The organism is Olivibacter sp. 47, from assembly GCF_030372825.1.
Classification (GTDB): Bacteria; Bacteroidota; Bacteroidia; order Sphingobacteriales; family Sphingobacteriaceae; genus Olivibacter; species Olivibacter oleidegradans.
Genome location: NZ_JAUCNR010000001.1, coordinates 4,940,541 through 4,960,735, shown reverse-complemented (window position 1 = coordinate 4,960,735; position 20,195 = coordinate 4,940,541). Strand labels below are relative to the sequence as shown.

The following is a 20,195-nucleotide window of genomic DNA, read 5'->3' as shown; positions in this document are numbered from 1 at the left end:
GCTAAAGCGATTGATTGTAAATGAGGGTAGAATCGGTTTCCGCTTGCTTTAAACCGGCAAACCTTAAACGGGTTTCCGCCTCTACTTCGCAGGCAAGAAAATCTGCATGCAGCCATTTTTCCCATTTCAAGCTAATCAGGTAGGCCACCGTTCCACAGACCAGTCCGATAATGGTAGAGGTAAAGGCGGTCAGCATGTTACCGGACATGGCCGCCATGTCGCCACTGGAAAGGGAAGACAGCGCCTGACCCATAGGAATCAGCGTACCTACCAAGCCGATGGATGGCCCCGTTTTGATTAAAAAACGAATGTTATCCAAACGGCTGTTCTGCTTTTTTTCCCAAGAGCGAACCAGTTCGGTCAACTGTATATCAGCATAGGGGCTATCGGTTAGTAAAGCTGTTATTTCGCCTTCGTGCTGAGCGAAAAATGTATGAACAGCTTCCCTGGGTTTTCGTACGCGCATCAACCAGGTGCGAAAAAAGGCCCCAATACTGATCAATGTCCAGACTACCATGGCAAAAAGTGCCAATAAAACCGGGGCATGCAGAAGCTCTGTGAGCTGAAAGAGAAAACGATCAATAAATTCGGTCATTTTTTTTAGTTTTTTGTTTTACAATTGATAAGTTATTCCGGCAAAGACACTCCTTCCCGGAGCATAGTAATAACTTGTTGGAGAGGTATAACTTCCGTAATAGCGTTTATCAAACAGGTTGGTCACATTGACGTTGAGTGTCAACGGTCCGATCGCCTTACCGAACTTGATGTCGAAAACCGTAACAGCAGGCATGGTTTTTTCCGGCGTGTTTTCCAGATCACCATAATAAGTTCCCGTATGTCTGCCCCACAGGCTCAAATGAAACAGTTGGACGCGATCAAATATGAATGCCCCGCTCACATTGTGGGACGGGTTATCACTCATGTCATTTCCTTCGTATTCCGGATTGGTTTCATACCGTTTTATCTCCGATGAATTATAGAAGTAGCTAGCCTGTACCGAAAAGTCTGAAGTTAAGCGGTAACGGGCAAAGCTTTCCGCTCCCCATAGATTCACTTTTCCAATGTTGATATATTGCCGTACCGGCAGGCCCTTAACATCTAGGTAAGCCGGAACTTCATTGGCATCAATCAGCACTGCCGCAAGAAAATCACTGTATTGGGAAGTATACAATGTACCGGAAAGCTCCAGTTTATCCGATAGTTGAAAATCCACACCAATATCATAGGAATACCGCATCCGCTCGGGCTTCAAGCGTGGGTTTCCCAAACGGAAAGACGAGCCCAAGGGGGCGGCATTGTACATATAGAAACTACTTGGTGCGCGGAATCCGGTAGCGTACACCGCCCTTAGGCGCAGGTTATGCAGCAGATCGTAACTGATTCCCACTTTGGGATTGACGATGTCAGAACTAGCGTTATCGTAAGCGATGGCTATATCATTGCCAGACATATTGTCAAAGAATTTCCCGTTTCGGTTAGCCCAATGGTCATACCTTAGTCCTATGTTAGCATGGAGGCGATCTGTAATATCCAAATCGTCATTAACGAAGAAAGAAACGAAATCCTGTCTGCCGGTAAAATCCTGAATACCTTGTTCGTAGTAATATTTACGGGATACTACTTCGGTAAATCGGATGTCCGCTCCCACCGTAACCACATTTGCTCCCCAGGTACGATGTACCTTGGCGATCAGTCCGTAGGTGTCCAATGGCACTCGTGAATCGTAATAACGCTCATCAAAGGCATTGCTTTCCTGATTCCATTTAATGGCGTTCGACTCACGATCCTGCACATTATAGTAGACAAGTACATCCGGAGCGTATACAGCTGCTGGATTGGTGTAACGCAACTGATAGTTTCCCCCGACACTACGATCATCGTAAATGGTGGTAGTACCCGATAAAGGCTGTTGCAGATTGTAATCCGCTATGGCCGTAAGGGTTCCTGCAGAGGGGAAATGATAAGCTACTTTGGCATTCACATTGAGCAGTTTCATGCTCGGCTTTACATAATAATTCTTCCAGAGGCTGTCGGCCATATAGGCATAACCATCCGTTTTCTTGTATTCTGCAAATACTATTGCCCCCCACCGATCGGAAAACTGCTTGCCTGCCTTAACACTTGCCTGATAGGTATTCATCGAACCGTAGCGAAAATCTGCACCAAGGGTAGGCTTATCCGAAGGGCTTTGCGTAACGAGATTGATGGTACCTCCCATGGAATTAGAACCATAAATCGAAGAGCCCGGTCCCCTTACCACTTCTATGCGTTCAATGCTATTACCTGCCAAGCTATTCCATTCGGAAACTCCTCCCGTATAGGCGTCGTTGATGGGCACCCCATCTTTCAGTATCAGGGTTCTATTTGCCGATCCGGTTCCACGCATGATGACGCTCGTATGTGTTCCGGTAGTTGTTAAACCCCGAGAGCGGTCGACTGAAACACCTGGCAAATAGGCCAATGCCTCGTCTATCGTTTGGATCTGTCGAAGTTCCGGGGCTCCCTTTTGTAAAACAGAAACACTGGATGCAATTTTTCTAAGCTCAATTGGCTTGGCAGAGGCCGTGACCGAAATAACGTCCAACATATTGACTTTGGGTTGAAGAACCCAATGATAAGAGGATGCGGAAATGGAATCGACATCAACTTCCACAGATTGATAGTTGATATGCCGTAAGGTAAAGGACTTGATCTGCGACAAAGAGATAGAAAAGTTGCCCTTGCTGTTGGAAGAAGCTACAGTCCCTTTCCCGCGAATTTCGACCGTAACACTGGAGATTGGCTTTTTTGTAGAATCGGTCACGAATCCGGTCAGGTCCGAAGGTTTGGCATTTTGAGCAGATACAGGTAGATGAAAAACAACTAATAGAAAAAAAATAACAACGGATAAGAATTGTGCAAACCGTTTGGAACAGTTTGTAAAATATTCAGAATACTTCATGAAAATCAGCTATAATGTGTCGTAAATATCGGACGGATATAATTATGCAACTATGTGTATTTAAAAACGAATTAAAGGCATGAATAGGAAGCAATTGCTTTAACGATCGATCATAGCGAGCACTTACAAACCATTATAATTCGCACCTCGGCCTACCAAACCTCGGCGACCGACGATTGAAAGTATGCCAGCTATTTCTCCGGCTTCTATTAATTTGATTTTATGTAAATCAAAGGTGTCAAAACGATGCCTAGATGAATGGTTTAATCAATATGTATGAAAAATTGCTTAATAACGGCTAGGGGGGCCGCGTAGGTAAAGGGCGTCACAACATCTAAAATAGCGAAGATCTACTGGCAATATATTGAATGCATCCGCTACTGGAGGTACAAGAAAGGTGAAAAGCAATTCACAGAACTCGCCGCTCCCCAGCAAGTGAAAGGTACAGATCTTACACTCCTCCTGATGTTGGTAAATTTTGATACCGTGTTTGTCGCTGCTCGCCAAACAGCCTGCATGTTCATGAAAAACTTTTGCCACATGAACAATCAGCACTAATGCCAGCAATATATGGGCAATAATTTTCTTATGCGTGATATTCTTTAAAACAAACACATATCAAAGATAAACCCATTCCTACAAATATGCAACTATATTGCATTTTAATTTAGAAACATGTATGATTTAGTGTATTGGCAGTGTAATAACCTGTACCAATTTTTCTACAGGAAACAAGGTAATTTTATCAACTACTTTTTATAGCCTGACGGGCCTCTGTGTCTGTCTGATCCCTGGGACAAGTAGTTCAATTTCATCTCAACCATTGGCATCTTCAATTGTTGAAATTAAAGGACAACATTTTCTAACATCTTATGGAAAAAAGGGAAAAAAAGAAGTTAATGCCCAGGGCATTTCAGATATTGAAGGCTTCAATCAACGGGTTTATGGAGCATAATGTTACGAAAATGAGTGGTTCCTTAGCCTATTATACCGTATTTTCGATGGCGCCCTTATTGGTACTCGTTATCGCCTTGTGCGGCTTCTTTTTAGGGAGGGAAGCGGCCGAGAATCAAATATACGGCCAGTTGAGTACTTTTCTTGACAAGAATACGGCCTTGCAGATACAGGAAGTGATAAAGAACGCGAACATCAATGGCAGCAGTACCACGGCCATTGTTATAGGTGCCGTAACATTATTGATAGGGGCCACCACGGTTTTTGCCGATATTCAGGACTCCATTAATCACATTTGGGGCATCAAACCCAAACCGAAAAAAGGATGGTTAAAAATGCTTCAGAACAGATTCCTGTCCTTTTCGGTGATTATAAGCTTAAGCTTCATTTTATTGGTATCTCTGCTTATAACGACCTTTTTGGACAGCTTCAGTGATCGACTGAGCGTTCGATATGAGAATGTTTCTATTGTATTCTTTTATATATTAAACCAGGTCATAACGCTTGCTGTTATCTGGTTTATCTTTGCGGTGATTTTCAAGGTGCTTCCGGATGCCCGTATACGATGGAAAGATGTACTTACAGGCGCTTTTGTTACTGCAATCCTGTTTATTTTGGGGAAATTTGCCATCTCGTTCTACATTGGCCGGAGCGGAGCAGGAGACGCCTTTGGTTCTGCTCGTTCTCTTGTAATTTTACTGCTATGGACGTATTATTCGGCTATGATCCTTTATTTCGGTGCAGAATTCACCAAAGCTTATGTGATAGCATATGGTTCCGAAATCAGACCGAACACCTACGCCGTTACCACGAAGGAAGTTGAAATAGAAACCGGAAAGGCATCCGTACAAGAGAGTGATGAGAAAGCAAAGCAGGTTCTGAAAGGATTGTAGCACACGAGTGTTACAGCGAAAATCGGTTGCATTTCATGAAAGTTCTCACTTTTTAACAATTGGCGTTATTCTTTTATACAATCAATCCGACATAAAATCCTTGCATTAAGCGCAGCCGTATATACCCTTAATGTTATTTGTAGGAAAATACCGGCGCAGCCTGGTCATTTTAAAAGAAAGTGTTGCCGAATGTTGCTCGCCCAACAAGGGCTGGCTGCCGTTGGCTGCTTGCATTTTTCTGATCGTTCTTGTTCTATCCGTATTGGCAAAAATTGATCAGCAAAAACTACCCATGGAAGAGAACGAGCTGACCGGCTTAACTATCCTAAAAAGGCTCGAAAATGATTTGGCGAAGGAAAACGCGGTGATTCATCAATTCGATAGCAAAATAGTTGCTTTGCTGGACAGTATAGAAGCGACCAAATTGTTAGTAAAGCACACACAAACGAAAAAGTTTAGCAAGTTATGGCGAAGCAAACTGCAAACGATTAAAAATTACACTGAAATTCCTATATCCCAATTTAATCAAATCCCAACTTTTCCGACAGACAACCGTTCTTTAGACAGTTTGATTATTTCTTACAACCAATTGCACACCGAAAGAGCGAAAACCCAAGCAGCAGATTCGGAAAGCGGAGTATCCTTAAGCCAAACGCTTATACAAGTTCGGTTAGCGATTCTGACATCATTAGATTCCATGCTAAGACTAAGTCCTCCCGGGCATAACTACCCCTTATCATCCTCTTTGATAAATCGGTTAAATAGCTTATTAAAATCTCGGGATGAAGCGGCCAAACGATACGAACTCATGCTACACCGATATCAGTCGTCTTTTGACCAACTACCAAAACAGCTTGTCACATCCATTGAGCTAACAGAAGCTAAACCTTTAAAACCATTAACGAATCGAAATCTTTCCCGATCACCTTTCCGGTTCGCTGTTATTTCATTTTTGCTCTCGTTACTAATAAGTCTTCTCATTATTTATTACAAAAAATATCGCTTTCCATTCGTATTGAGAACTGCGGATTTAACGAGCAACGACCAGGCCCATTTTCACGTCTGGACGGACATCGATTCCAAAAGGAATCTCCTCAATCTAATAAAAAACAACTCCTTGTCTGCCGGAACCATCGTCAATATTACTGCCCTGACGTATTCGAGCTACCCGAAAGAATTACAAGAAAATTTAATCGAGCCGCTACTGAAGACTGGCGTGCGTGTGGTACTTATACACCTTGCGCCCATGGGAGATGAACTCGAAGTCTATAAAGATCGAAAATTCTTACAAGATTATGTGCTGGATCCTTCTGTACACATCGAAGAAATAGTACATCGTGATAGGGCTTTGCCACTTGACCACATTTTTTTCAGTCCCCCATCCTTAAAGGCGAAACAGGAAAATTCACTTTTAGTCTCCGATGATTCATATTGGTTCCTACAGCGCAGTCTACTCAGCGAACGTTTCAAGTTTCTTCTACAGGTGCTCAAAAATGATCATTACTATGTATTGATCCTACAGCCGCCCCCCATTGATCCGGTATATTTTCCATTGTACTTATCATGCAGCGATATGTATCTAAATATTTTTAAGTATAACGCCTGTAATAGGCGATCCGCCGAAAAAATAGCTAGGCAAGGTGCCGGTCAGGATAAAAAGACAATCAATATACTCGATAAATCCACTATATATAAACAATTAAATCAAAGAAAGCATGAAAAAAACAGCCATTAATTTAGGTTTGGCCGCCCTATTTTCAGCGGCCACCATCTCAACCTATTCGTTGCAATGGTAATCTGATAAAAAGGAGATAACGAAATCTGTTAAAGCCAAGGAATCTTTTAACAACATTGAATTCGGTTTTGACAAAGCGACTATTTCAAGAGATTTTGAAGCCGAACTGGACGAACTGGTAGCAGTAGCAAAAGAAAATGGTTACGCCATTAAACTCAGCGGACATGCCGATGCTATAGGTGAATATGTTTACAACTGGAAATTATCTAAATCGCGTGCAGACCAGGTTAAAAATTATTTAGTAAACAAGGGGGTAAGCGCTTCTAAAATTGCCTCCACCGAGTTCGGCGATACCAAACCCATTGCTTCCAACGCCACCTCGGAGGGCCGGAAAAAAAATCGTCGGGTAGAGATCGAAATAGTTGATTGAATCTTTTTGAGAAAGAGCAGGTCACGTTTAAGTGGCCTGCTTTTTTTATGCTTTACGTCAGATTTTACCGGCAACCACCATTTGATCTAAGCTAGGTATTTCAGCCCCGCCCTCCTTTTCGATGGTAATGGCAAACATTTCAGCTCGCTGCACCGTTTTCATCTGCTGCACCGCCTCTAAACTTCCTTGATTGAAAACACCTGCACTTACCGGTTTTCCGTCAATAATGGCCCATAACTGATATTGTTTTCCTTTCGGTAGTACCGCTAATTGATTAGGCGCCAAATAAACTTCTTTTGTAGTCGTGTTCCAATAGATAGCAGCCGCTCTTCCTTCATGGCCCGGCACCCCCTGTAGATCCAGTTTCCGTATGCCCGGTTTAGCCACAATTGCAAGCTGTTGCCGGAGTGTATCTGCCCGATCTCGATATTGCGTGAGCTCAGCGTTTAAAGATCGCTGTTGGGTGGCCATTAGTAGGATTTCCGTTTTGAGTTTATTAACGGTATAAAGATGGTAGATAGCTCCCAATATCAATAATATGATTGCTGCTGCAGCGACAAAGACGGCTGTAGAGCTTCGGCGTTGCCTGCTATCGTGGATGGGTATAATCTCCGATGTTGACGATGCAATTGAGTCCGATTGGGTATCTCGATCGCTTAATAAACCTTCTTGCTGCAAGGTTTGTAATATGCGGTTCTTACTCTCTGCAGGCGGGGTGGAAGCATTGGCTTGAGCGAAGCGTTCCATTCCTTCCTGAGCTTCCAACAAAGCTTGCTTTATTTCCGGATATTGTATACATAGGTTCTCCAGCTCACGAGCTTCTGCTTCGCTGGCAATACCGAGCGCGTACATCTCAATAATTCCTGACGATATGTATGCCTTTATATCCAATTTAATTCAATATTTGTCGTAATTGTGCCAGTGCTAACCTTGCTCTTGACTTTACCGTTCCCAACGGTATGTCCAATTCTTTTGCTATTTCTTCTTGTGTATATCCTTGGTAATACGCCAATTCGATAATAATTCTGTGCTCATCCTTCAATTTATCCAACACATTGCTCAGGCCCAAGTGATCGACCTTCGTATGCGTTTCATTTCCTCTTACATGCGTGCCGGGTTCCAAGCTGTCGGTATGCTGTTCTTTCTTTCTCATCCCCGATCGCAAATAATCAATGGCTACATGACGCATGATGTTGAGCATCCAGGTAAACAACTTTCCTTTGCCTACATCATACTGTTCAATATTCTTCCATACTTTTACAAAGCCCTCCTGCAATATATCGGTTACCTCTTCGCCCTCCCCTACTATACGCTGAATAACCCCGTAAAAAGCGGCAGCATAGCTATCATACAGGTAACTGTACGCTTGCTGATCCCTGCGCTTTAGGAGGGCTACCAACTCTTCTTCTGTATAGACGGATTTTGTTGACAAAGATAATCAGATAAAAATCTAGTAAATATAGTTAACTTTTTCACTTTACAACATGTTCCTCTATGCAATTGTTTTGGTCGTCGTCTCGAAACGATATACGGTAAAATTCGTAGATAGGATTTATAAACTTCATATTGTGCTGTATTTGTGCATTACGCCCATTAAGATTAGCATCGCCATAGTCGCTGATGGATGAGTTTCGTAACTTTTTTAATACAGGGATCTTGTGGTCAACCAAAATTTACCTCATTTCGTATATATAAAATATGGTGGAGCTAGATTTTTGGTAGCTATCGGAAAAGTTACAAGTATTATGAAAAAGACAGTTGTGATCCTTGAGGACGATACAGATATTAGAGAAATAATAGAATATATTTTGCGAAAAGAAGGGATGGAAGTGAAGAGTTATAATAAGGCTAAGAGTTTTTGGGCGGAGGAACACAGCGACGCCAGTTTATTCTTGCTGGATATCCGTTTGCCCGACGGTAACGGATTAGAAATATGTTGCGACCTTCGATCTCGACAAGAGACGGCAGGTATCCCTATTGTTATGATGTCCGCTCATACCGATCGCATTCTTAATAGCGATTGTATACCCGCCGATTTTATTAGAAAGCCGTTTGAAATCGACGATCTGGTGAGTCGAATAAAGCACCTTATACGTTAACCAGGATCATTATGCAGCCAAATCTACAGCGAGTGCCGGTAAATATAATGCTATTTTCTCACGGCCATAGAGATCAGTATGCCCGATAAAGCGATTAAGTTTAAGGTCGGCTTTACTTACCTTGAACTGGAAGAGAAGGAAGTATCGAAAGGGAAAGTAAGATACCGGATACGATTATCGGAGAAAAAAGGTAACGATGTCCTTACCTTGGAAGCAAACATCATGTTACATCATGTAAAGCAACTACATCTATTTACCGGAAATATACTGCAAGAAAGGCAAGAGGAGATTAGCACACAGGAGCGGTTAGTAGCCCGACGAATGGAACGGCTTGAACAGCTCTATCGTGAATCGGAAAGCCTAGGTTTTTTCACACTGGAAACCATTGAGCAATTAAGTGCATTGGGTATTCCGGTTATTTCCTTCTTGGCGGCAGAACTGAGAATGTCCGCTCAAGAGCTTAAAGATTACTTGGCACTGAATAACCTGCCTTTCATTTTTTTTAAAAATTTATACCAAAAAGGAAAAGAAATTATTGATTCCAATATATGAGACCAATGACAAGCCAAAATCACGCTATATGCTTCCGAATGGTGTCCACGAAATCCGTAATATTGAATGGCTTGCATATAAAATCGTCAGCGATAAATTCACCGGCCTTCGCTAAATTATAATGCGCAGACATCATGATAACGGGAATATGGCGAGTCCGACTATCCTGTTTTAACTGATTACATATATCCATTCCGTTACCATCGGGTAACTTGACGTCGAGTAGAAAAAGGTCGGCATCCATGTCCGATATCTCATTTAAAAATGCGGTGGCACTGGCGTAGCTCTGTACTTCGAAGCGCTCTCTAAGTAAGATCAAAGCGATAACCCGACGGATATCAGGATCATCTTCCAGCACCATAATTTTGGTTCCCATATATGCCAATTCTGTTTTAGATCTATTAGCAACTCAATCGTACATCTGCAATAGGCGACCGCATTGCCATAAGCCTATTTTGAATCCCAAATATATGCATCCTTTTTAGCGCGACAATAATATATGGTGCTTTTTTTCAGAATCAAACTATAGATAAAATTTATCAAGAAATCGAATATTATTCAGTTTTGACTATTAGCGGCATTTAGCGTATAATAGCACTCATTTCAAAAAATTATTAATCTTGTCATTTAAGGGATACATTTGTATACTAAAGATGACGTTATGACTAAGATACAATCGCAAAAAAATTAAAGCATGAGCAGGTACAGTATATCGAGTTTCTCTCAACTGATATTAATCGAGCCAAAAAATTTTACACAGATAGTTTCCGTTGGAAATTTACGGATTACGGACCGGGATACACCGCTTTCGAAGGCGACTATGTTGATGGCGGCTTTACTTCCGGCGAGCCAATTAACGGAAGTATTTTAATCGTTCTTTATTCGGAAGATATTGAAACAAGCAAGCGTAAGGTGATAAGTGCCGGAGGTGTTCTTGTGAAGGATATCTTTAACTTTCCAGGGGGTAAGCGCTTTCATCACGGACCCCGATGGTTACGAGCTAGCGGTGTGGTCAGAATAATCCTATTTAAGCGAGTTTGTTCGAAAATCTGCGTATCATTCGTTTTCTCAATGTATCACTTTTTATTATAAAAGGTTTTTAAGGCGAAGATATTGCAGTAATATAATCGTTTTGCCGTCCTTAATTTCGCCGGTTTCCATCATACGGAGGGCATCGTCAAAAAAGAGTTCCAATACTTCAATGTTTTCTCCTTCGTGTTCCAAGCCACCTCCAGCTGTGATTTTCATTTCATTCGTGTATTCTGCTATAAAAAAATATAGCATCTCCGTTACGGAGCCCGGCGACATGTAAGCCTCCAATACTTTGGTGATATTTGTAACCTTATAGCCCGTTTCCTCTTCCGTTTCTCGGCGTATACAATCTATTGCATTATCCTTATCCAATAAACCTGCACAGGCTTCAATTAACATGCCGGTTTCGTTGCCGTTTATAAAGGTTGGTAATCGAAACTGCCGAGTTAGAATGATCGTTTTTTGCTCTTTATTATAGAGTAAAATGGTGGCACCATTTCCTCTATCGTAAGCTTCTCTTGTCTGAACCTGTTTTTTCCCGTCGCCTTTTAGGTACTCGTAGGTAATTTTCTTCAAAATATACCAATTATCAGACAAGATTTCTGTCTTTAGGATTTTCACATTACTCTGCATCGGGAACATCTTCGATATGATAGTAGATCTTTAATCCTCTTTCTTTTGCAATTCGCACATCTTCATCTGCGCCTTTGGATGCCCCTTCTATCCGAAGTACGGCATCACATTTTTCAAGTAGGCGATGAGCCACCGGATATTGCACCTCCTCCCATGCTTCGTCGCCCGGTTTTGTAGAGCCTGCAAGATGGATAAGAGGGAGTGCGACCCATTCGCCAATGATAGGGACATGGCCTTTTCTAAAGAGTGGTAAAGCGACCGATTCAAGTTTATTTAAATTTTGCCGCATTAAGTTTACATCATCGTTAGTTCCGCTTCGGTAAGGACCTGCAATAAGTATGAACATAGTTTTTTATTTTGTTACAAAAAAACTGAACGGACGTAAGAAAAAAAATAATGTAGTTTAAGAAATCCTTTTTGTTCTTTTATTTCTTCGCAGCATACTCAAAAATTCCGGTGTGATACCTAGGTAGGAAGCAATCTGCTTTTGTTTAACCTGTTTTACTATCTCGGGATACTTGCTTAAGAAAAGATTATATCGTTCATTAGCCGGGAGCGAGAGGTTTTGAATAACGCGAAGCTGTTCTCTGATGTATGCATTCTGCATTATTATTCTGAAAAACCTTTCGAACTTTGGAATTTTGATGTACAATTTATCCAGATCGGCTTTTAACAATTGCAGCACAACGCTATCTTCTATTGCTTCAATATTGAGCATGGCGGGCTGTTCATTTACGAAACAAAACATATCGGTAACCCACCAATCTGTGATAGCAAACATAATGGTTGATTCTTTCCCAGTTTTATCTCTGTAGTATGCTCGCAAAGCACCCGATTTAACGAAGCTGATCTCTTTACATACCTGCCCGTCTTTTAAGATCATGGCTCTTTTGGAAACTTTCTTTTCTTTCAGGAGCGAGGTAAAGTAGGAAATTTCATCCGTATCCAGTGAAATGTGTTTGTTTATGTTTTTCAAGACTACATCGTAGGCCATGGGCGCGTCTCTTAAAATGAAAGCACAATATCTAAATTATTTTTCATTGTTCTCAAGAAGACCTAAAATTAGTAAGGTTCCAAACGATCTTTGTAACAGTGCTTCAGGGATGATATCGATTTCGTATTGATGGTATCTGATGGTAATTTCTTCGGAAGTATGATTCAGGTAATGACGGAATGGTAAGCGTATCGGTGATTATGTGGTCCGATCTAATGGAATCGGACCACATGAAATAAGTCCGCAGGGTCCTATTTTTTTGTTTTTGCTGAGGCTACGGCTTCGCGAAGTGACTTACCGGGTCTAAATTTAGGGACCTTGGTAGCCTTTATTTTAATGACGGCTCCAGTGTTGGGGTTACGTCCACTACGGGCGGCACGCTGGCCCACTGTAAAGGTTCCGAAGCCTATCAACGACACGCTCTCGCCTTTTTTCAAGGTTGTAGTAACCGAATTAGTGATACTGCTCAGCGCTTTTTCTGCCTGAACTTTTGTAATGCCCGCATCTGCGGCAATCTTTGTGATAAGATCAGCTTTGTTCATTGTAATAGAGTTAAGTTTACAAATCGGCAAACCAATAGACCTAATACCCATTGGTTTTATATGCCATAAATATAACTTTTTTATCTACTGTCTCCAAAAGATATATTAGCTAGCGAGCGTCTTTTGTTGAATTATCTATGATATTTTCAATATTATGCAGGTTGTTGATACGCATTATCGAAATTTTGAAACGCATTGCCTTTGTGGATAAAATCGATTTTCCTTTTTTGTATAAACCCATTATAAATGATTCACATGCGCAGCTGCCTAATTATTAGCCTCCTCTTAGTCTATTATACAAACACGTTGTTGGCTCAAACACCAACCGTAAGCCGCCAAAAATTCGACAAAAAAGCCGGCGCGGATTTAAACTACCGCAATGATATATTGGAAATAAAATGGCCTGCCGGGGATAACCGCTATGGCCAGGTTGAACTTAATATGCAAGCAGGGAAACCCTTGTTCAGTCGTATTTTGCTGACGAAAGGCAAAGTGAGCAAACTTATCTCATCGAATCTGGATCCATCTTTTCTTCTGACTATCGGTAAACGGGATTTAGTCTCGCAGAATGGCTGGAATATCTTTTTTGATAAAGTTCCCCAAAAGCCTTATAACACGCATGAAGTAAAACTAGAAAAATCCGACGCGACGGTGGAAACCATCGGTAGTCGCACCGTAGTAAAAATCTCTTCGCTTAAGGCCGATCGCTTTAGCGGCGACCTTGAGATTACTTTTTATAATGGCAGCCCGCTTTTTAATGTTGCCGCTGTCATGTCTACAAATGCAGATTCTTCTGCCATTGTTTATGACGCCGGTTTGGTAAGTCGTGAGCCGGAATGGAAAAGTATATCCTGGATTAACACAGCGGATAGCCTGCAAACTACGGATATGATTGCTACGGATACTTCCAAAAACGTGGCGGTTAAATATCGCAGCATTGCCGCAAAGGGAAAAGAGGGTATTTTGACGCTGTTTCCTGCTCCACATCAATACTTTTATCCATTGGATGAGGCCTTCAACTTGAAATTTACCTGGTATGGAAACAACTATCGGAAAATGGTTGATGGATATGGCATCGGAATCCGACAAGACCTACAGGGAGATAAGCGATTTGTTCCCTGGTTCAATGCTCCTCCGGGGACCAAACAGCGCCTGAACTTTTTTTGCATGTTGAGTACGGAAGATGAAGACAATGCCTTCGCTGCCATAAAAAAATTCACGCACAATGATGCCTATGTAAAACTTCCCGGATATAAAACCATGTCCAGCCATTTTCATAATGAATTCATCATGAATGTTGTACTGGCAAACAAACCCATTCCGGAAGTCCCTGACTTTGTCACCGTGTTTAAACGAATGGGAGTTGACATGGTGCACTTAGCAGAGTTTCACTATACCGCGCACCCTAAAGGACCTGATGAACAACGGTTAAAAGAGCTGCATGCTCTTTTTGAACAATGTAAACGCTTATCAGATGATCGCTTTCTTCTGCTCCCCGGCGAAGAGCCCAATGAGTTCTTTGGAGGCCACTGGCTTGCTCTCTTCCCCAAACCGGTTTATTGGATTATGTCTCGTGAAAACGGAGCGGCCTATTCAGAAAACCACCCTTCCTATGGGAAAATATACCATATTGGAGACAAGAAAGACATGTTGAAGCTTCTCGAGCAAGAGCAGGGCCTTGCATGGACCGCTCATGCACGCACTAAAGGTTCGGTAAACACACCCGATCTTTATAAAAATGAGGACTTTTTTAAATCGGATCGCTTTATGGGTGCCGCCTGGAAGCCTATGCCCGCCGATTTATCTTCGCCAAGATTAGGCAAACGCGTGCTTGATTTAATGGATGATATGAATAACTGGGGCTTAAAAAAAACCGTTATTGCTGAAGCCGATCTTTTTACGATAACGCCCGCAAACGAGATGTATGCTCACATGAATGTGAATTATTTGATGCTCGACTCGCTACCTAAGTTTACCGATAGTTGGGATCCCATACTCAACAGTATGCAAAAGGGCCGATTTTTCACTACAACCGGCGAGGTATTGATGCCACGCTTAACCATCAACGGTAAACATTCGGGTGAAACTATAACGCTCGATAATTCAGGAATGGCCACCATTGAACTGGCACTAAATTGGACTTTTCCCATGAATTTTGTAGAAGTTATCTCCGGCGATGGACAGCAGGTATACCGGGAAAGGATCGACTTAACTAAAACAGAAGCCTTTGGTTCGCAGGTGCTCCGGTTTAAGACCAAGCTTGAGAAACGCGCATGGGTACGCCTTGAAGCTTGGGATGTTGCCGCTAATGGAGCCTTTAGCCAGTCGTTTTACATAGCGGAGTAATCCGGTAAATGACGGCAGTTTCATCGGGCGCTCCCTATAAATTTATAGTTAAAACTCACTCGCCGTAAGCCTTTCTGTCCGATGAGCAGAACGCATTTTCTAAAGAACGGGAGATTATTACCTGTGTAGACATCTTTACTTAACAGCTCTCCATCGTCGATTGCCCCTGACCGGTATTGCTTGCCCATTGGCAATGCAGTTGGCATCATCCCCTCTTTCCATTTTGAAACTTTCTTTTTTTACTCATCACACTAAAGAAAAAAATGCGGTACGTAAATCCAAGTTCCCCTTATTATCGTAAGTCTCTTTAAACAATTGCAAACGCTAAATAAATTATCTATGAATGATTATTATTTAAAGGAAAAAGAAACTTTGTATAGTACAGAGAACTTAACTACTTCGTCATTAAAAAGACGTTCCTTTTTGAAATATGCCAGCGCCAGTATGGCCGTTACAGCAATAGCCGTTACAGGCTGTAACAAAGACGATGATGACTTCCCGGGAATGGATGAAGGTGTGTATTTGGGAAAAGGAGATATTGCCATTTTAAACTATGCTTATGCATTAGAACAATTAGAGGCAGCTTTTTATACGAAGGTTGCGGAAACACCTTATAGTGGTATTTCGGAGCTGGAAAAAAATTTACTGACCGACATCCGCGACCATGAAATTGCGCATCGCGAGTTTTTCAAAGCGGCTTTGCAAGCGAACGCTATTCAGGATTTAGAAGTTGATTTTTCATCCATTAACTTTGGCAGTAGGGATAGTGTACTGGCCACAGCGAAAGTGTTCGAAGACCTGGGTGTATCGGCTTACAATGGAGCAGGACAATTGATTGAGAAAGGAGAATATTTACTATTGGCAGGCAAAATCGTCTCGGTGGAGGCAAGGCACGCTGCCTTAATTCGTGATCTAATTCAAAACGGAAGTTTTGCAGGTAGCGATGTAGTGGATATGAATGGGCTTGAAAAATCGTTAAGCCCGACAAAGGTATTAACAGCTGCCGCCCCTTTTATTAAAACAAAAATAAACGCAAGAGATTTACCCACTTATTAACTTGACTATTAAGGGGGGTAATTCAACATGTACCAATTTAAGTAAATAAAAAAAGAGCAAAAAATGCGCAAACAGCCCAAAAAACGCAGATTTTAAAAAATGGCTAATAATTCAAGTTGTACAAGCAGCTTGAATTTGATTGAATTTCGCTTGAATAAAAAGCGCAAATTTTAAAAAGGTTATAAAAGGTAATTTAATGCGTTATAGAAAGGTTTATTCTCCTAGCTTTTTCTTAACCATTTCTAGACCCGCTTCTAGATCATTCAGCCTTTGCCACATATCGGACGGTGCTTTAAATTCTGCACTAATATAAAGTCTAGCATACCAGATTTCTATAATATCTTCCGGCATTATTTTCAGATTCGGATAGTCCTGCCTATTGTTAACTGCGTCAGACTTTGCAACGATAAAACCATACTCAAAAATCCTATTTAAAACGCGTTTAACAACGATTCCGCTAGTTTTTGTTACTACTATATAAACTCTATCATCTCTGATATGGTCAAGATTTTCAACCCACTCGCCTACTACTATATCGTGATTTTTTAGTGTAGGTGTCATTGAATGCCCTTCAATTTCAAAAGCTCTATATGTGCCATTTCTAAGTGTGGGCAAATTGTATGACGGTAGTTCTTTTATATACTCTGGGTCACCATAACCAGAGAGATAACCTGCTCTAGCGCGCACAGGTACTAATGCTACATTATCGCGACCTAAATTATCGATGGTTACTACATGAGGCATACCCATATTTAACTTAGGGGTTAGTCTAGGGGTTAGTATTTTACCCTTTTTAGGAGTTAGGCTATTTGCAGATTTCGTGTAATTATGATCACTTTCTGTATACTGTGGTTCGGGGGTATTGCCGTTTTTATAACCGTTTACAGCTAGGGTGTTCAACATTTCGCCCTTGCCAGTGATCAACCAAATTAGATTTATATCTAAATATGTGTTTTCAATTTTGGCTAAGATGTCGGAAGTAATAGACCCTTGTCTACCTTCTTTAGCGGTATTTCTTAGATATGCATTGGCCAAACCAAGCTCTTTCTCTGCTTTAGAGTTGCTTATACCCTTATAGTTTAGGTATTCTAATAGCCTGTCTATGACCCTGTTACCGCTCATTCACTAAAAATATTAGATAAATGTCTAAAATATTTTGATTTTAATTAGATATATGTCTATTTTTGTGTCAGCAAAGAGACACAAACATGAGCGAATTTACAAATATTAATTCCACTTGTACCAAAAATCAAAAAAAGTATCGGATGACAGCTGAACAGGTAGCAGCATTAGTCCCATGTAGTGTGAGCTATGTGAACAAAATAAGACAAGGAACAAGAGAGGATAACAGTCCGAAAGCGAAGCTTGTTCGTGAAATCGACCTAATAACCAATGAGGGTACAAACAAACTAATCGAGGCAGTTAAACAAATCGTAAAACTCTAATGATATGAAAGCATTATTTGACATTTATTATAACGGGACAAAGTTAAATACCTCTACGCCATCAATGACAGAAGACAAGGCGAAAGATTATATAGGAAACTGCATTATGAACTACGGCTATAAACCTAAAATGATCAAGAAAGGTGCTAGCTGCATGGCTATAGTAGATACGGTAGTTACTAATAAACATCATTTTTTAACAGTCTTCTACGTGCCTCAAACAGGCCAATTAACCTATAAAAGATATTATGATGTGGTAGACCAAGATAGAGATGCGGCCAATTTCGTTAAAACCGCTATTTCAATAATGGATAATGTTGAAATTAAAATGATTGTTGCAGATTGCGCTATTTCGTATTTACCGTCATTTTATAATTTGTTTACCCCTGAAAACATATTTAAAGACATCACTTTATCACGTAGAAGTAGATTCGCTCATTTAATAGAATCCAAAATAACTCGTCTAAAAAGCATTTAAACAACATTCCCGAAAGCGTAGCCTTATCATCGCCATAGGGCGGGAACTACAAGTAAAACCATGCAATATCACAATAACAACAAGCTTTGCCTTACTTACGAGGAATTTGTGCCCGTGATTATGACGGAATCAAACTATAAGTACCATAAGGCTAATAAGAAAATCACCGTACATGGTTATGGTGGTGTTGGCCGTGTGGTATTGATAGAGTTCGAAAGCTTGCCTGATAAATACCGTAGATCGGTAATTGAAATATACGGGAACCCTTATGAATACATTGCTAAGGAACCTATACTAAAGCTTATTGATTGGGATTACAAGGCAGAAACCTATTATAGAGAGTACGTATTGCCAAGTGGTGGTAAATTGCCTGCTGTTGACACAGACAGTAATGGAAAACCTGTTATTAACTACGTTAAAAGGTATACCCAAGCGGCTAATTGGCTTAATATGTTAGCCAGAATTACAGAAGATAAGCGTGCTTTAAAACGCGAGCTTAATATAAGTATGGCCGCTTTCTGGCAAACTGCTACGGAGCTAATAGTTATCAAGAAAGTCAATTTACCAACAAACGAAAGAAGGTTAAAAGATAAACTTAAAGAGTATAGGGGTAACGGCTACGAGACTTTGATAGAAAAGCACAAATTCGGTAATAGCTATAGGGCTAAAATCAATGATGAACTATCCGAAGCGGTATTGAAAGCCATGCTAGAAGATAGAAATAAGCATGATGATACCGTTATAGCCGATTCTTACAATCAGTGGGCTAAAGAAAATAATTATCAACCTATCAGCCCTGAAACTGTAGGGTATCGACGTAGGCAGTGGGCTTCCGAATTGATGTTAAGCCGTGAAGGTATAGCCAAAACTTACAACAAATTAAGCAAACAAATACATCGTGATCGTGCAAGCGCTCCGCTTTTGTTAATTAACAGTGACGATAATAACCTAGATGCTTACTTTATTAACGGCAAAAACAAGTATTACAGGCCTGTACTGTATGTGGTTATTGATGCTTTTAACGATTATATACTTGGTTATGCCATTGGCGATGTAGTTACTAAGGAACTTATATACGAGGCTTATCGAAATGCTTTCGCACATGTGTGTGAATTGACGGGGGGACAATACCTATGGAGGCAAATACAAACCGACCATTGGGGTATAAGTGGCAAAAACACGACCGAATTAGAGCAATTCTACAATAGTATGGGCACATTTACCCCTGCGGGTCATAAAAACGCGCGTACCAAGTATGTTGAGGCTTCGTTTGGTACGATTTGGCATCAAGAGCTTAAAAAGGTTTTTAAAACCAATTATAGCGGGCACAATATCACAAGCAGTGAAAAACTTAACCCAGACGCGTTAATTACTTCCAATTTCCCAAACGTCAGCGAGGCACCTTCTATGATTGCTAAGCTAGTCGACAACCTTCGCAAAACAAAACGAAAGGGGTCGGAGCTAACTAGGCAAGAAGAGTGGATAACCGCCTTTAACAACTCGGAGAAGAGTAAACAAAAGGCTATAAGCAGCGAAACGAGACTATCTTTATTTGGCAAGCAAACTAAGTTGCCAATAGCTGTAAGCTCTGCGGGTATTGTATTCGAATTGAACAAAATTAAGCGTACTTACGAGTTAAGCCAAAGGGCTATTTACAATAATATTGGTAAAAAAGTCCAAGTAACATATGACCCGTACAACTTTGACGAAATTCTTATTACTGACGGGAATACTTACCGTGAAGTCATACCACTATTCGAGAATACAAAAGCGGCTTTAGCCGATCAGCAAGAAGGGGATAGAGCTAGATATAATAATTTAATGGCCGAGAAGGCGACCTTGATTGATATGATTAACGAGCCGTTAGAAGCAAGGAAAGCGTTGTTAGAACGCGCAAAAATCGATGCTGAAAGCCGTATTAATGCGGGGGTATTGATAAAGGAAATTAGCCATAAAGACACCAAAGTAATTGGGGCAATTCAAGCGGGTGCAAGTGAAGTTGATCTAGAAAATTCAATAACAAATATATACGATTTATACTAACAAGAGCAGCTACCGTGCAGGG

The 20,195-nt window shown here is 41.0% G+C and carries 21 protein-coding genes; 11 read left to right on the top strand and 10 right to left on the bottom strand.

The genetic code is table 11. The annotated features are described in order from the left end of the window. Position 1: 1 nt before the first annotated feature. Together QT327_RS21505 and QT327_RS21500 are read right to left on the bottom strand one after the other, a co-directional pair. Positions 2-595 carry a MotA/TolQ/ExbB proton channel family protein gene (locus tag QT327_RS21505; RefSeq protein WP_130856272.1) on the bottom strand — a complete coding sequence of 198 codons (594 nt, stop codon included), beginning with the start codon at positions 593-595 and terminating at the stop codon, positions 2-4. Between the two features lie 18 nt (positions 596-613). Next, complete coding sequence (locus QT327_RS21500) at positions 614-2,941, bottom strand: TonB-dependent receptor (RefSeq protein ID WP_130856271.1); 2,328 nt, start codon at positions 2,939-2,941, stop codon at positions 614-616. Between the two features lie 872 nt (positions 2,942-3,813). Between QT327_RS21500 and QT327_RS21495 the strand changes: the two genes are divergently transcribed. From QT327_RS21495 to QT327_RS28345, 3 genes are all read left to right on the top strand, one after another. Next, positions 3,814-4,788 carry a YihY/virulence factor BrkB family protein gene (locus QT327_RS21495; protein WP_130856270.1) on the top strand — a complete coding sequence of 325 codons (975 nt, stop codon included), beginning with the start codon at positions 3,814-3,816 and terminating at the stop codon, positions 4,786-4,788. Between the two features lie 130 nt (positions 4,789-4,918). Further along, on the top strand, positions 4,919-6,523 hold the full coding sequence (locus QT327_RS21490; protein ID WP_130856269.1) for a hypothetical protein: 1,605 nt from the start codon (positions 4,919-4,921) through the stop codon (positions 6,521-6,523). Positions 6,524-6,599: 76 nt separating this feature from the next. Next, positions 6,600-6,953, top strand: coding sequence for an OmpA family protein (locus QT327_RS28345; protein WP_354004830.1), 354 nt, complete (start codon positions 6,600-6,602; stop codon positions 6,951-6,953). Between the two features lie 57 nt (positions 6,954-7,010). Here the strand turns inward: QT327_RS28345 and QT327_RS21485 are convergent, their stop codons facing one another. Both QT327_RS21485 and QT327_RS21480 read right to left on the bottom strand, forming a co-directional pair. After that, on the bottom strand, positions 7,011-7,844 hold the full coding sequence (locus QT327_RS21485) for an anti-sigma factor (protein ID WP_130856267.1): 834 nt from the start codon (positions 7,842-7,844) through the stop codon (positions 7,011-7,013). 1 nt (position 7,845) lies between these two features. Next, a complete protein-coding gene (locus tag QT327_RS21480; RefSeq protein WP_130856266.1) occupies positions 7,846-8,385 on the bottom strand; it encodes an RNA polymerase sigma factor in 540 nt (179 codons plus the stop codon). 313 nt (positions 8,386-8,698) lie between these two features. On the opposite strand from QT327_RS21480, the gene QT327_RS21475 reads away from it, so the two are divergent. Continuing rightward, complete coding sequence (locus QT327_RS21475; RefSeq protein WP_130856265.1) at positions 8,699-9,052, top strand: response regulator transcription factor; 354 nt, start codon at positions 8,699-8,701, stop codon at positions 9,050-9,052. Positions 9,053-9,130: 78 nt separating this feature from the next. Next, the gene (locus QT327_RS21470) at positions 9,131-9,604 is read left to right on the top strand and encodes a hypothetical protein (protein WP_130856264.1); all 474 of its coding nucleotides are present in this window, start codon (positions 9,131-9,133) and stop codon (positions 9,602-9,604) included. Positions 9,605-9,623: 19 nt separating this feature from the next. On the opposite strand, the gene QT327_RS21465 is transcribed toward QT327_RS21470, so the two are convergent. Beyond that, positions 9,624-9,980, bottom strand: a complete 357-nt coding sequence (locus tag QT327_RS21465) for a response regulator transcription factor (RefSeq protein ID WP_130856263.1) — start codon at positions 9,978-9,980, stop codon at positions 9,624-9,626. Between the two features lie 318 nt (positions 9,981-10,298). Between QT327_RS21465 and QT327_RS21460 the strand changes: the two genes are divergently transcribed. Next, positions 10,299-10,475 (top strand): hypothetical protein, encoded by a 177-nt coding sequence (locus tag QT327_RS21460; protein ID WP_289554001.1) that lies wholly within the window; start codon positions 10,299-10,301, stop codon positions 10,473-10,475. 215 nt (positions 10,476-10,690) lie between these two features. Here the strand turns inward: QT327_RS21460 and nudK are convergent, their stop codons facing one another. From nudK to QT327_RS21440, 4 genes are all read right to left on the bottom strand, one after another. Further along, complete coding sequence (gene nudK / locus QT327_RS21455; RefSeq protein WP_289554000.1) at positions 10,691-11,269, bottom strand: GDP-mannose pyrophosphatase NudK; 579 nt, start codon at positions 11,267-11,269, stop codon at positions 10,691-10,693. Beyond that, positions 11,259-11,615: a DUF4406 domain-containing protein gene (locus QT327_RS21450; protein ID WP_130856261.1), complete on the bottom strand. Its 357-nt coding sequence runs from the start codon at positions 11,613-11,615 to the stop codon at positions 11,259-11,261. Before QT327_RS21450 ends, nudK begins: the two co-directional genes overlap by 11 nt. Before the next feature lie 57 nt (positions 11,616-11,672). Beyond that, complete coding sequence (locus QT327_RS21445) at positions 11,673-12,263, bottom strand: Crp/Fnr family transcriptional regulator (RefSeq protein ID WP_130856260.1); 591 nt, start codon at positions 12,261-12,263, stop codon at positions 11,673-11,675. 251 nt (positions 12,264-12,514) lie between these two features. Then, positions 12,515-12,805 carry an HU family DNA-binding protein gene (locus QT327_RS21440; RefSeq protein ID WP_041387273.1) on the bottom strand — a complete coding sequence of 97 codons (291 nt, stop codon included), beginning with the start codon at positions 12,803-12,805 and terminating at the stop codon, positions 12,515-12,517. Between the two features lie 246 nt (positions 12,806-13,051). Here QT327_RS21440 and QT327_RS21435 point away from each other — a divergent pair, with 246 nt between their 5' ends. Both QT327_RS21435 and QT327_RS21430 read left to right on the top strand, forming a co-directional pair. Then, complete coding sequence (locus QT327_RS21435; RefSeq protein WP_242627199.1) at positions 13,052-15,151, top strand: CehA/McbA family metallohydrolase domain-containing protein; 2,100 nt, start codon at positions 13,052-13,054, stop codon at positions 15,149-15,151. Positions 15,152-15,490: 339 nt separating this feature from the next. After that, the gene (locus tag QT327_RS21430; RefSeq protein ID WP_130856259.1) at positions 15,491-16,207 is read left to right on the top strand and encodes a ferritin-like domain-containing protein; all 717 of its coding nucleotides are present in this window, start codon (positions 15,491-15,493) and stop codon (positions 16,205-16,207) included. A gap of 213 nt (positions 16,208-16,420) precedes the next feature. Here the strand turns inward: QT327_RS21430 and QT327_RS21425 are convergent, their stop codons facing one another. Beyond that, entirely contained in the window at positions 16,421-17,329 is a 909-nt protein-coding gene (locus tag QT327_RS21425; protein WP_289553999.1) for a S24 family peptidase, read from the bottom strand. An 86-nt stretch (positions 17,330-17,415) separates the two neighbouring features. On the opposite strand from QT327_RS21425, the gene QT327_RS21420 reads away from it, so the two are divergent. Genes QT327_RS21420 through QT327_RS21410 form a run of 3 tightly spaced genes read left to right on the top strand, consistent with a single transcriptional unit; the run spans position 17,416 to position 20,173 of the window. Then, positions 17,416-17,652: a hypothetical protein gene (locus QT327_RS21420; protein WP_289553997.1), complete on the top strand. Its 237-nt coding sequence runs from the start codon at positions 17,416-17,418 to the stop codon at positions 17,650-17,652. A gap of 4 nt (positions 17,653-17,656) precedes the next feature. After that, complete coding sequence (locus QT327_RS21415) at positions 17,657-18,130, top strand: hypothetical protein (protein ID WP_289553996.1); 474 nt, start codon at positions 17,657-17,659, stop codon at positions 18,128-18,130. A 60-nt stretch (positions 18,131-18,190) separates the two neighbouring features. Beyond that, positions 18,191-20,173, top strand: a complete 1,983-nt coding sequence (locus QT327_RS21410; protein WP_289553995.1) for a hypothetical protein — start codon at positions 18,191-18,193, stop codon at positions 20,171-20,173. Positions 20,174-20,195: the final 22 nt, after the last annotated feature.